The 12,156-nt window shown below is 67.8% G+C and carries 12 protein-coding genes; 10 read left to right on the forward strand and 2 right to left on the reverse strand.

Going from position 1 to position 12,156, the window contains the following annotated elements; genetic code table 11:
• Positions 1-25 precede the first annotated feature (25 nt).
• The 6 genes from B841_RS06590 to der all read left to right on the forward strand — a co-directional run bounded on the left by B841_RS06590 (position 26) and on the right by der (position 5,642).
• Positions 26-907 carry a ParA family protein gene (locus B841_RS06590; RefSeq protein ID WP_041631797.1) on the forward strand — a complete coding sequence of 294 codons (882 nt, stop codon included), beginning with the start codon at positions 26-28 and terminating at the stop codon, positions 905-907.
• The gene (locus tag B841_RS06595) at positions 904-1,704 is read left to right on the forward strand and encodes a segregation and condensation protein A (RefSeq protein ID WP_020934708.1); all 801 of its coding nucleotides are present in this window, start codon (positions 904-906) and stop codon (positions 1,702-1,704) included. Before B841_RS06590 ends, B841_RS06595 begins: the two co-directional genes overlap by 4 nt.
• A gap of 49 nt (positions 1,705-1,753) precedes the next feature.
• Positions 1,754-2,314, forward strand: coding sequence for an SMC-Scp complex subunit ScpB (scpB, locus tag B841_RS06600; protein ID WP_020934709.1), 561 nt, complete (start codon positions 1,754-1,756; stop codon positions 2,312-2,314).
• Positions 2,315-2,422: 108 nt separating this feature from the next.
• Positions 2,423-3,355: a pseudouridine synthase gene (locus B841_RS06605; RefSeq protein WP_041631798.1), complete on the forward strand. Its 933-nt coding sequence runs from the start codon at positions 2,423-2,425 to the stop codon at positions 3,353-3,355.
• 23 nt (positions 3,356-3,378) lie between these two features.
• Entirely contained in the window at positions 3,379-4,059 is a 681-nt protein-coding gene (cmk, locus tag B841_RS06610) for a (d)CMP kinase (RefSeq protein WP_041632156.1), read from the forward strand.
• Complete coding sequence (der, locus tag B841_RS06615; RefSeq protein ID WP_020934712.1) at positions 4,056-5,642, forward strand: ribosome biogenesis GTPase Der; 1,587 nt, start codon at positions 4,056-4,058, stop codon at positions 5,640-5,642. Before cmk ends, der begins: the two co-directional genes overlap by 4 nt.
• Before the next feature lie 31 nt (positions 5,643-5,673).
• Here the strand turns inward: der and B841_RS06620 are convergent, their stop codons facing one another.
• Both B841_RS06620 and B841_RS06625 read right to left on the reverse strand, forming a co-directional pair.
• The gene (locus tag B841_RS06620; RefSeq protein ID WP_020934713.1) at positions 5,674-6,030 is read right to left on the reverse strand and encodes a hypothetical protein; all 357 of its coding nucleotides are present in this window, start codon (positions 6,028-6,030) and stop codon (positions 5,674-5,676) included.
• A 10-nt stretch (positions 6,031-6,040) separates the two neighbouring features.
• Complete coding sequence (locus B841_RS06625) at positions 6,041-6,853, reverse strand: class I SAM-dependent methyltransferase (protein WP_020934714.1); 813 nt, start codon at positions 6,851-6,853, stop codon at positions 6,041-6,043.
• Positions 6,854-6,889: 36 nt separating this feature from the next.
• On the opposite strand from B841_RS06625, the gene B841_RS06630 reads away from it, so the two are divergent.
• Genes B841_RS06630 through B841_RS06645 form a run of 4 tightly spaced genes read left to right on the forward strand, consistent with a single transcriptional unit; the run spans position 6,890 to position 12,156 of the window.
• A complete protein-coding gene (locus B841_RS06630) occupies positions 6,890-8,350 on the forward strand; it encodes an ABC transporter transmembrane domain-containing protein (RefSeq protein WP_020934715.1) in 1,461 nt (486 codons plus the stop codon).
• The gene (locus B841_RS06635; protein WP_041632158.1) at positions 8,350-10,107 is read left to right on the forward strand and encodes an ABC transporter ATP-binding protein; all 1,758 of its coding nucleotides are present in this window, start codon (positions 8,350-8,352) and stop codon (positions 10,105-10,107) included. Before B841_RS06630 ends, B841_RS06635 begins: the two co-directional genes overlap by 1 nt.
• Complete coding sequence (locus B841_RS06640) at positions 10,104-11,075, forward strand: alpha/beta hydrolase family esterase (RefSeq protein ID WP_020934717.1); 972 nt, start codon at positions 10,104-10,106, stop codon at positions 11,073-11,075. Before B841_RS06635 ends, B841_RS06640 begins: the two co-directional genes overlap by 4 nt.
• A gap of 19 nt (positions 11,076-11,094) precedes the next feature.
• A complete protein-coding gene (locus tag B841_RS06645; protein ID WP_084481993.1) occupies positions 11,095-12,156 on the forward strand; it encodes a diacylglycerol/lipid kinase family protein in 1,062 nt (353 codons plus the stop codon).

Consider the following 12,156-nt stretch of genomic DNA (forward strand, 5'->3'; position numbering starts at 1 on the left):
AGGAAAAACCGGGAAGGGTGGGACTGTGAGCGAACAGGACCGGAAAGACACTCCGGGGAGGCCCCGGCTGGGGTTGACCGGCCGTCCGATACGTGAGCTGCCGGACGTGCAGCCGCTGGACCGGCATGGGCCCGCCCGCATCATTTCCATGGTCAACCAGAAAGGCGGGGTGGGCAAGACCACCACGACCATCAACATGGGCGCCTGCCTGGCCGAGCAAGGACGCAAAGTCCTGCTCGTCGACCTCGACCCCCAGGGGGCGCTGTCGGCGGGGCTCGACATCCGGGTCGACGATGACGACGTCACCGTCTACGACATGATGCTGGACAACCAGACCAGCATCCACGGCGCCATCCGCAACACCAACGTCGAAGGCTTGGACGTGGTGCCCGCCAACATCGACCTGTCCGCGGCCGAGATCCAACTGGTCAACGAAGTCGGTCGCGAGCAGACGCTCGGCCGCGCCCTGCGGCCGGTGCGGCGGGACTACGACTACATCATCATCGACTGCCAACCGTCGTTGGGACTGTTGACCGTCAACGCCTTGGCGTGCTCGGACGGGGTGATCATCCCCATGGAGTGCGAGTACTTTTCGCTGCGCGGTCTGGCGTTGCTGACGGACACCGTGGAGAAGGTGCGCGACCGCATCAACTTCGACCTGGAGGTCATCGGCATCCTGGTGACCATGTTCGACCGCCGGACCACACACGCCCGGGAGGTGATGAGCCGGGTCATCGAGGTGTTCGGGGACAAGGTCTTCGACACCGTGATCACCCGGACGGTGCGGTTCCCCGAAACGTCGGTCGCCGGCGAGCCGATCACCACCTGGGCCCCGCAGTCGCAGGGCGCCACGCAGTACCGCGACCTCGCCCACGAGGTCATCCACCGCACCACCGTCCAGCTGTGACCAACCCCGTCTCCGATGCGGGGTTCACGCTCTCCCTGGGCAACTTCGAGGGCCCCTTCGACCTGCTGCTGCAGTTGATCAGCGCGAGGAAGCTCGACGTGACCACCGTGGCGCTGGCGGAGGTCACCGACGAGTTCATCTCGCACGTCAAGGCCCTCGGCGGGACCGCGGAGCTGGACGAGATCACGGAATTCCTCGTGGTGGCGACGACGCTGCTGGACCTCAAGGCCGCCCGCCTCTTGCCGCGCGGTGAAGTCCAGGACGAGGAGGACCTCGCGGTGCTGGAGTCGCGCGACTTATTGTTCGCGCGACTGCTGCAGTACCGGGCCTACAAACAGGTCGCGGACTTGTTCGCGGACTGGCAACGCACCGCGCAGCGTCGCTACCCGCGGGCGGTGGCCATGGAGGATCGTTTCGCGGAGCTGCTTCCGCCGGTGGTGCTGGGCCACGGCCCGGACAGCTTCGCCGAGTTGGCCGCCAGCGTCTTTCGCCCCCGGCCCCCGGAGGAGGTCGGCACGGACCACCTGCACGAGGTGGCGGTGTCGGTGCCGGAGCAGGCGGGACGGATCCTGGACACCCTCCGCCTCCTCGGCCACGGCCAGTGGCTCAGCTTCCATTCCCTGACCCACGACTGCGCCACGTCCATGGAGGTCGTCGGACGGTTCTTGGCGCTGCTGGAGCTGTACAAGGCCAAGGCCATCGACGCCGACCAACCCGAATCGCTCGGCGAGCTGACCGTCACCTGGACCGGGGAAGAGGTCGATCCCGCCGTGGTCGCCGCCGCCAACTGGGACTAAGCCCCGATTCCGCTGACCCCGCCCTATCGCGACACAGTTTTAAGGACACATGGACAGTTTTTCTCTTCCGCTGATCAGTCAGTTGCGCTCCCGCATCGAATCGGTGTTGCTGGTCATCGACGCCCCGATCACCGTGGCCGCCCTAGCCCGCACTCTGGGCGTGGATAAGCCGGCGGTGGCCCAGACCCTCGATGAGATCGCCGAGGAGCTCGACGACCGCGGCTCCGGGATCGAGCTGCGGGAAACGGGGGACGGGTGGCGGTTCTACACCCGGCGAGACAACGCCGGCGCCGTGGAGTCTTTCCTCCTCGACGGCACCCAGACCAGGTTGTCGCGGGCCGCGCTGGAAACGCTCGCGGTGGTGGCCTACCGTCAGCCGGTGACCCGTTCACAGGTGGCGGCGGTCCGCGGCGTCAACGTCGACGGCGTCATGCGCACCCTGCAACTGCGGGGGCTGGTCGCGGAGGTCGACGTGGAGCCGAGCACCGGCGCGCACCGCTACGTCACCACGGAGTTGTTCCTGGAGCTGCTCGGAATCGACTCGCTCGAGCGGTTGCCGGACCTGGCCCCGCTGCTGCCGGACGTGGAGTCCATCGAGGAAGAATATTGACGTCGCCGCCGTAGGTCGCGCGTTGGTTTGTTCGCGGCGCCGTGCGGTACGCTGGGGAGCGGATTTTTCAACTGCATACTTTCTACCCAAGAACAGGACACGATCACCGTGACCCCACCCGCTCGCCGAGACGGCACACCGGACAAGCGCCCGCCGCATGCGCAGAAGGCGCCGAACACCAAGGACAGTGAAGTGCTGCTGTCCAACGCCCGCCCAGCCAAACGCCAGAACGTCAACCCCCGCGACCGCGCCGCGAACCAGGGGGACCACCCGCTGGAGGACCGTTGGTGGGAGGGGGACGACCAGCCGCGCGGCGAGCGTCTGCAGAAGGTGCTCGCGCGTGCGGGCGTCGCCTCGCGCCGCCACTCGGAGGTCATGATCGACGCCGGGCGCGTCGAAGTCAACGGCACCGTCGTGCGTCGTCAGGGCACCCGCGTGAACCCGGACGTCGACGTCATCCGCGTCGACGGGGTGCGCGTGAACGTCAACGAGAACAACGAGTACTTCATCCTCAACAAGCCGCGCGGCGTGCAGTCGACGATGTCGGATGACATGGGCCGGCCTTGCGTGGGCGACTACGTCGCCGAGCAGACGGCCTCCGGGCAGCGACTCTTCCACGTCGGCCGCCTCGACGCGGACACCGAGGGCCTGCTGCTGCTGACCAACGACGGTGAGCTGGCCAACCGCCTGATGCATCCGAAGTACGAGGTGAGCAAAACCTACCTGGCGTTCGTGCTGGGAGAGGCCGGCACCAAGCTCATCAACACGCTTCGTCAAGGCGTGGAACTTGATGACGGCGTCGCCAAGGCGGACTACGTGCAGATCGTCGACAAGAACCAGGGGCAGTCCCTGCTGCGAGTCGAGATCCACGAAGGCCGCAAGCACATCGTGCGCCGCATGCTCAAGGCCGCGGGATTCCCAGTCCAGCGGCTGGTGCGCACCAAGGTGCACACGGTGCAGCTCGGGGACCAGAAGCCGGGCTCTTTGCGCGCGCTCAACGACTCTGAACTGACGGCCCTGTACAAGGTGGTGGGACTGTGACCGACTGGAGCACTCTGACGAACATGCCGGACGGCGGGCTGCTGCTGGCCGTGGACGGGCCCTCCGGCACGGGCAAGTCGACGACGTGTCGGGCGTTGGCGAAAAAGCTCGACGCCAAGTACGTCGACACCGGCGCCATGTACCGCGTCGCCACATTGGCGGTGCTGCGCGCGGGCGTCGATCCGGAAGACACCGACGCAGTGATCGCGGCGACCGCCGACCTGCCGCTGGAGGTCAACTCCGACCCGGACGCCACCGCCGTGATGTTCGCCGGCGAGGACGTCTCCGCGGTCATCCGCGACAAAGAGGTCACCGCGCACGTCTCCGCCGTCTCTGCGATCCCGGAAGTCCGCCAGAACCTGGTGGCTCTGCAGCGCACCCTGGCCGCACGCGCCCACCGGTCGATCGTGGAGGGCCGCGACATCGGCACCGTGGTGCTTGACGACGCCCCCGCGAAAGCTTTTCTCACGGCCTCCGCGCAGGTGCGCGCCCAGCGCCGTTACGACCAAGACGTCGCCGCCGGCCGGGACGTCGACTTCGACGCCGTCTTGGCCGACGTCATCCGCCGCGACGAGGCGGATTCTTCGCGTGCCGCCAGCCCCCTGAAACCGGCTGACGACGCGGACGTCATTGACACTTCAAACATGAGTCCCGACGAGGTTCAGGCCCGCCTGATCTCCCTGGTGGAAGGAAGCTCCCGATGAGCGACAAGCACAATGAACGGCCGGAGACGGAGACCGAATTCGTTTTTCACACCTCCGGCGGAGAAATGGACGCCCGGGGCGTCTTCCGCGATGAGATCGAGGAGGTGCCCGGCGGTGGCTGGGCCGCCGACGACTTTGACGCCGATGACTTCGGCTTCGAGTTCTCGGAGGATCTGGAGGACAAGGAGTTCGACGACTTCTCGGAGGAGGACTGGGCCGAGGTCGAGGACACGTACGGCATCGAGCGTCCGGACGTCATCGAAGAGGCGTTGCCGACGGTCGCTATCGTCGGTCGTCCGAACGTGGGCAAGTCCACCCTGGTCAACCGTTTCATCGGACGTCGGGAAGCCGTCGTCGAGGATTTCCCGGGTGTGACCCGTGACCGGGTGTCCTACATCGGTGACTGGAACGGACGCCGCTTCTGGGTGCAGGACACCGGCGGTTGGGACCCGAGCGTCAGGGGGATGCACGAGGCGATCGCACGCCAGGCGGAGACGGCCATGGCGGAAGCCGACGTCATCGTCATGGTCGTCGACACCAAGGTCGGCGTCACGGAGACCGAAGCCATGCTGGCCAAGCGTCTTCAGCGCGCCGAGGTCCCGGTGATCCTGGTGGCCAACAAGTTCGAGTCCGAGACCCAATACGCGGACATGGCCGAGTTCTACGCCCTGGGCCTCGGTGACCCGTGGCCGACGTCCGCGCTGCACGGCCGCGGCGGCGCCGACGTGCTCGACGAGGTGCTGCGGGTCTTCCCGGACGAGCCGCGCAAGAAGTCGATCACGCAAGGCCCGCGCCGGGTGGCCCTGGTGGGTCGCCCGAACGTGGGCAAGTCCAGCCTGTTGAACAAGTTCACCGGCGAGCAGCGCAGCGTGGTGGACAACGTCGCCGGCACGACCGTGGATCCGGTGGACTCGATCGTCGAGCTGGATCAGCAGACGTGGCGTTTCGTGGACACCGCCGGGCTGCGCAAGAAGGTCAAGAACGCCTCCGGCCACGAGTACTACGCCTCCCTGCGCACCCGCAACGCCATCGAGGCGGCCGAGGTCTGCGTGCTGCTCATCGACGCGTCCGAGCCGATCACCGAGCAGGATCAGCGGGTGCTCAACATGGTGCTGGAGGCGGGCAAGGCCCTGGTCATCGCCTTCAACAAGTGGGATCTGATGACCGAGGACCGCCGGTACTTCTTCGACCGCGAGTTCGACGAGATGCTCACGCACGTGCCGTGGGTGAGCAAGATCAACATCTCCGCCGAAACGGGCCGCGCCCTGCAGAAGCTCGAGCCCGCCATGATCCAGGCGCTCGAGGGTTGGGATCAGCGCGTGTCCACCGGCCAGCTGAACAACTGGTTGCGCGAGGCGATCGCCGCGAACCCGCCGCCGATGAAGAACAACCGCCTGCCGCGCGTGCTGTTCGCGACGCAGGCGAGCACGCGTCCGCCGACCATCGTGTTGTTCACCACCGGCTTCCTCGACGGCGGCTACCGCCGTTACCTGGAACGCCGGTTCCGGGAGACGTTCGGTTTCCACGGCACCCCGGTCAAGATCGCAGTGCGGGTGCGCGAGCGCACCACCCGTAAGAAATAGTCCGGCGGGGCGGTGCGCCCGCCGTCGGTGATCAGGGCGTGCTGCCGGTGTCGCACCACGTGTAGAAGGCCGTCAGGCCCTCTTTATGCGTGGCAAAGGTGTGCTTGTCCTCGCCGATGGTCACCGTCATGCCGTCGGGCACGGCGCGGCCGTCCGCGAGGGTGGAGAAGATCTCCACCAGGCAGGGTTGCGTGGATCCGTCGCGGCGGAATTCGGTGGCCGAGACGATGCGGGCGTCGTTGCCGCGAAAACCCAGGTCCTGGGCGGCCAGGTCGAAGGTGAGCGTGGCCAGCTCGATCAAATCGGTCGAGTTGGGCTCGCCGTAGTGGACCCAGTCGAGGGTGTCGTCGACAAGCTCTGCGATGTTCGGGCTCTCAGTCGTGCTCATGCGCGCCAGCCTACCGACCGCGCGCCCGCCGCAACACGAAGGCGTCCGTGCGATACGGCAGTGCAATGACGGAATCCTCGGTCAGGCCGGTGTGCTCGAAGAGGTACCACCGCAGATTGTCGCTCACCCGCCGTCGAATCTTCTCGTCCGAGCGCAGCCAATACGAACGCGTCTGCGTCAGCCGATGCACCTGGGCGGGGGTCAAGGAATCCGTCCATGTCAACCGCAGTTCCTCCGCCACCTCCCAGGGAGCGCCGACGTCGGGGAGAAAACCCTCCTTCTGGATGTCCCCGGAATGCATGATGCGCGCCAGACGCAGCACCCACGGGTCGGAGACGTCGATCGTGTTCCACACCAGCACGACCTGCCCGCCGGGGCGGACGATGCGATCGAACTCCGCGCTGGCGGCGGCCACGTCCACCCAGTGCCACGTCTGGGCGCACACGACCGCGTCCACGCTGTCGTCGGCCAGCGCGGTGGCTTCCGCGGTGGCCCGCCACACCGGCACGTCGAACAGCCGGGACAGTGTGCGCACCATGTCCGCTGAAGGGTCCGTGGCCAAGACGTCACGGCCGGGCGCCGTCAGATCACGGGTCAGTTTGCCCGTGCCGGCTCCCACGTCGACCACCGTCTTGGCCGTGGCGAGCAGCTCGACGACCTCCCGCGGGTAGCCGGGGCGCACGTCCTCGTAGACGTCGGCGCCGTCGGAAAACGCCGCGGCCCGGGAGCGGCGGTGGGCGTCGTCACGGAAGCCGGGGGCCGTTTTCTGCGACGCCGGGCGGTAAGAGACGGCGGGATGCGGGGCAGGGGTCTGTTTAGTCATCAGGACAGAAATCTACCTGCCGTATACTTTTCCTTCATGAGCAGACTACCTGCAGCCACCGATCAGCGGTGGCTGATCAAGACTGTCCTGTCCCGCTGGCGGGCCACCCACCCGGCGGCGGTCCTGATGACCGTCGGCTTTTTGTGTAACGGTCTGACGCCGGTGATTCTGGGATTGGCCATCGACACCGCCATCGCCCCGCAGGACTGGCGACGTCTGCTGCTGTGGATCGGCGTGTTCGTGCTGATTTTCGCCGTCAACATCGTCGCCACTTTCTTCGGCCGCCGCCTGATGATCCGGGCCATCCTCGAAGTCGGCCACGACGTGCGCATGGAGGTCACCGACCGCATCCAGCACCCCAAGGGGCTGGGCGGAAAGAAGCGCACGGCCGGTGAGCTGCTGTCGATTGCCACCTCCGACACCCAGAAAGTCGCCGACGCGGTGTTCATGACGGTGTTTCCCGTCGCAGAGGTCGTTTCGTTGCTGTATGTCGGGGTCATGATGATGCTGATCAATGTGCCGTTGGGCATTGCGGTGCTGATCGGCGGCCCGCTGGTGGTCTGGATTTCGCTGAAGGCGTCGACGCCGCTGCGGCGCCGCAGCTCGGCACGGCAGGCGGCGCTGGCCCAGACCGCCGCCGTGGCCACGGACGTGGTGCAGGGGCTGCGCATCATCAAGGGGCTCGGCGCCGTCAACACCGTCCGCGGGCGCTACGGCGGGTTCTCCGACCACGCTTATGGGCGCACGGTGCAGGCCAACGCCGCCCAGGCCCGGCTGAACGCGACCACCGAGTCCATCGGCGCGGTGTATGTGATCGTGGTCGCCGTGGCCGCCGGTTTCTTGGCCTTGAACGACATGATCAGCGTCGGCGACCTGATCACCGCCATCGGCCTGACGCAGTTCACGATCATGCCGATGACCATGCTGGGCCGGAATTTCGCGGTGCGTTGGGCGCCCGCCCAGGCTTCCGCCGAACGCATCGTCGCGGTGCTGGCCGCCCCCGCCCGCTTCGACGCGGAGCACGAGACCGTGCCGGATCTGCCCGCCGGCGTCACCGTGGTCACCGGGCCGGCCCCGGAGGAGCTCGTCCAGGCCCCGCGCCACCGGGTGGTCGTCGCCCCGCACTCCGCCGACCTTTTCGACGGCAGCGTCTACGACAACGTCCACCCGGACCAGGAGCGCGCCCGCGGGGCGCTGCGCACGGCGTCCGCCGGCGACATCCCCGGTGGCCCGGAGCGCACGGTCGGCGAATACGGGCGCAACCTCTCCGGTGGGCAGCGTCAACGCGTGGCCCTGGCCCGGGCCTTGGCCGCCGACCCCGAGATCCTGGTGCTGCAAGACCCGACGACCGCCGTCGACTCCGTGACGGAACAGGCCATCGCCGCAGGTGTGGCCGCCGCCCGGGCAGAGAAGGTCACCGTGGTCTACGCCGACGCGCCGGCGTGGAAAGCCGTCGCCGACCGGGTCGTCACCACCTATGAGGAGGCCGTGCGATGATGCAGGACCTCAGATTTCCGCTGGCCACTTTCCCGCAGGTGCGCCGCGAGTTCGGCAGCCAACTGCGCCGGTGCGAGGGCGCCGGGCGGCAGCTGCTGATCGCCGTGGTGTTGTTGGCGGTCGGCGCGGCCGCGAACATGGCGGTGCCGCTGCAGCTCGGGCGCATCGTCGACCTGGTCACCTCCGCGTCGCCCACGGTGATGCGCGACCTGCTGTTGATCCTGTTCGGCCTGATCGTCGCGGCGGTGGCCGCGGCGGGCCTGTCCGCGATCGGTTTCTATCTGGTGGCCCGGGTCAGTGAACGAGTCATCGCCAATCTGCGCGAGGACATGGTGGGCACGGCCCTGGGCCTGCCCGTCCACCGCGTGGAAGACGCCGGTTCCGGCGACCTGGTGTCGCGCTCCACGGACGACGTCTCCGAGTTGTCCCGCGCGGTGACCGAGACTATCCCGCTGATCACGAACTCGACGTTCACCATCCTGGCCACCGTGGTCACACTGGTGACCCTGGACTGGCAGTTTTTGCTGATTCCGCTGGTCACCTTACCGATCTACTTCTTCTCCGCGCGCACCTACCTGCGCCACGCCCCGGGCCGGTACGCCGCGGAACGGGCGGGCATGGCGGAGCGCGCCCGCCGGGTGCTGGAGGCGATCAACGGCCGAGAGACCGTGCGCGCCTACCGCATGGAGCAGGTCATGCACGACAGCATCCACGAAGCCTCCTGGGACGTGGTGGAAAAAGGGTTCTTCGCCCGGATGTCCATGATTTCCTTGCAGATCAAGGTCACCGCCGCGGATTTCGTGCTCATCGTCGCAGGACTGACCGTCGGATTCATCACCGTCCGCGACGGGGACCTGACCGTCGGCGCAGTCACCGCGGCGATGCTGTTGTTGATCAGGCTGCGTGGGCCGGTGACCTCGATCATGCGGGTGCTGGATACCATCCAGTCCGGCTACGCCTCGCTGGCACGCATCGTCGGCGTCACCGTCGACCCGCCGCAACCGGTGCCGGACTCCGGCGCGCCTGCCCCGCGTGGCGAGGTGCTGATGGAGTCCGTGTCCTTTTCTTATGGTGGCGGCTGGGCGGTCCGCGACCTGGATCTGCGCATGACGCCGGGGGAGACGGTCGCTTTGGTGGGCGCCTCGGGTGCGGGCAAGTCGACGGTGGCCGCGCTGTTGGCGGGGTTGCGGGTGCCGGATTCTGGCCGGGTGCTCATCGACGGGGTGGAAGTGTCGACGTTGTCGGACGCGGAGCGGGTCGCCCGGTTGGCGATGGTCTCGCAGGAGGTGCATGTGTTCTCGGGCACGCTGCGCGATGACCTCAACCTGGCGAAGCCGGAGGCGTCCGACGAGGAGATCGTGGCCGCGCTGCGCCGGGTGCGCGCCGACTGGTTCGATGACCTCGCTGAGGGGCTGGACACTGTGGTGGGTGCGCGCGGCCAGCAGCTGGAGCCGGTGCAGGCGCAGCAGGTGGCATTGGCACGCATCGTGCTGTTGGACCCGAAGGTCGTGATCATGGACGAGGCGACCGCGGAGGCCGGCTCCTCGGGCGCCGGGGACCTGGAGGCGGCCGCAGAAGAAGTGGCGCGCGACAGGACCGCGCTGGTGGTGGCGCACCGGCTGGACCAGGCGGCCCGGGCCGACCGGGTGCTGGTGATGGACGGCGGCGAGATCGTCGAGGAAGGCCCGCACGAACATCTGGTGGCGGCGGGCGGCCGGTATACGCGTCTGTGGCGGGCGTGGAGTGTGGGCCGATGAGGCTGAAGATCGCTGCGGTGACGGTGTTGTGCGCGATGGCGGCGGCGGTGGCCGGCTGCACGGCGCAGGATTCTGCGACTGTGTCGCCGGGACAGGCGTCGAACGCGGCCGTCCCGGGGCCGCTGGCCACCCCGGCGGCGTCGACGGCGCCGGCGACGACGGCTCCGGAGAGTGGTCCGGTGGCGGCGGATTCCACGGAGCGCATCACCGTGGACGTGGACGGCCGGGAGCGGAGCTTTGTGCTGTCGGTGCCGGACGGTTACACCAACCACAGCCCGTGGCCGGTGGTGTTGGCGTTCCACGGGTGGAAGGAAAAGGCCGAGTGGATGCACGACTACACCGGGTTAGACACCGCCGCGGCGGTGGTGGTCTATGCGGAAGGGGTGGATCAGGCGTGGTCCCCGGCGCCGTACGCGACGACGAGCGTGGCGGAGGACATCGCTTACGTCGAGGCCGTACTCGCCTGGGTGCGGGAGCATTATCTGATCGACGACGCGAGCGTCAACGCGGTGGGCCTGTCCAACGGCGGCGGGTTCGCCACGTTGCTGGGGTGCCAGGCGCCGGAGCAGATCGCGGCGGTGGCGACGATCTCGGCGGCGTACTATCAGGACGTCCACCACGACTGCGCCGAGGTGCCCGTCCCACATCTGGACGTCCACGGCACGGCGGATTCCATCATCGAGTATTACGGCGGCACACGCCACGACACGGTGTATTCCTCGGTGCCGGAGGTGCTGGCGGCGGCCGCGGAGCGCAACGGCTGTGACGAGGGGGCGGAGATCATGCGGGAGAGCACCGAGGTGCTGGAGTTTCGGTGGCCCGGCTGTGAAGCCGGGCTGCAGCACATTCGGGTGGGCGGCGGCGGACACACCTGGCCGGGCGGACGGGAGGATCCGAACGTGTCGGTGCCCGAGGATTTCGCGACCTACCGGGTGTTGGAGTTCTTCGGCGTCGGCTGGCGGATGTGAGGCAGGCTAGTCTGGGAGCATGAATCAGCCGATGAAGCGGCGGGGCCGGGCGGCCGTCGTGTACAACCCCGTCAAAACGGACGCGGAGCGCCTCGCGCGGCTGGTCAGCTATGCCGCGGACAGCCACGGGTGGGAGAGCGTGTCCTGGTTCGAAACCTCCGTGGCGGATCCGGGCGGGGGACAGGCACGGCAGGCGGTCGCCGAGGGCGCGGAGATGGTGGTCGCCTGCGGCGGCGACGGCACGGTCCGGGCGGTCGCCGCCGGTCTGCGTGATTCCGGGGCGGCGCTGGGCATCGTCCCGCAGGGCACCGGCAACCTTTTGGCGCGCAACCTGAAGCTGCCGTTGAACCAGGAGTACGCCATCGAGGTGGCCTTCGGTGGGCAGGACGATGAGATAGACATCTGCACCGCGGAGCTCACCCGCGCGGACGGAACCACGGAGCAGCTGGATTTCGTGGTGATGGCGGGGGTCGGCATCGACGCGCAGATGATCATCAACACCGACGATCAGATGAAGAAGCGTTTCGGTTTCCTGGCGTATGCGGTGGCGGTGATCAAGTCGCTGCGCGGCGGCAACCGCATCAAGCTGCTGCACCGGATGGACGGCGGGAAGGAATACCGCACGAGCGTGCACTCGGTGATCGTGGGAAATTGCGGTGAGCTCGTCGGCAACGTCGCGTTGCTGCCGGACGCGAAAGCCAACGACGGGATCTTAGACGTGGTGGCGATGCGTCCGCGTGGAGTGTTCGGGTGGGCGCAGATCGCGTTGCGGCTGGCCGATCAGATGGTGCAGAAGCTACGTCACAAGATCATGCGCCGGGACGTGCGGGTGACCGGCACGGACCAGGACGTCAAGGCCCTGCAGTACGTCACCGGCACGCAGTTCGCCGTGGAACTGCAGGCCCCGGAGCTCTTCGAGATCGACGGAGACGAGGTCGGGGAGGTCACCGCCTTTACGGTGACAGTGGATCACCTGGGGCTGACGGTGCGGGTGGAGACCCCGGCGCCGCAGGAAGAGCCGGGGGAGGCCGCCTCCGACACCGATGTGGTGCCCGGCGTGGGAATAGAGCGCGACGAGTGA

It is taken from the genome of Corynebacterium maris DSM 45190, from assembly GCF_000442645.1.
In the GTDB taxonomy this organism is placed as follows: domain Bacteria; phylum Actinomycetota; class Actinomycetes; order Mycobacteriales; family Mycobacteriaceae; genus Corynebacterium; species Corynebacterium maris.

Bases quoted from the DNA above. Each gene is read 5' to 3' on its own strand.
- B841_RS06635 (WP_041632158.1), top strand. From the start codon at position 8,350: ATGCAGGACCTCAGATTTCCGCTGGCCACTTTCCCGCAGGTGCGCCGC.
- B841_RS06645 (WP_084481993.1), top strand. From the start codon at position 11,095: ATGAATCAGCCGATGAAGCGGCGGGGCCGGGCGGCCGTCGTGTACAAC.
- B841_RS06620 (WP_020934713.1), bottom strand. From the start codon at position 6,030: ATGAGCACGACTGAGAGCCCGAACATCGCAGAGCTTGTCGACGACACC.
- B841_RS06625 (WP_020934714.1), bottom strand. From the start codon at position 6,853: ATGACTAAACAGACCCCTGCCCCGCATCCCGCCGTCTCTTACCGCCCG.
- B841_RS06640 (WP_020934717.1), top strand. From the start codon at position 10,104: ATGAGGCTGAAGATCGCTGCGGTGACGGTGTTGTGCGCGATGGCGGCG.
- B841_RS06630 (WP_020934715.1), top strand. From the start codon at position 6,890: ATGAGCAGACTACCTGCAGCCACCGATCAGCGGTGGCTGATCAAGACT.
- cmk (WP_041632156.1), top strand. From the start codon at position 3,379: ATGCCGGACGGCGGGCTGCTGCTGGCCGTGGACGGGCCCTCCGGCACG.
- der (WP_020934712.1), top strand. From the start codon at position 4,056: ATGAGCGACAAGCACAATGAACGGCCGGAGACGGAGACCGAATTCGTT.
- scpB (WP_020934709.1), top strand. From the start codon at position 1,754: ATGGACAGTTTTTCTCTTCCGCTGATCAGTCAGTTGCGCTCCCGCATC.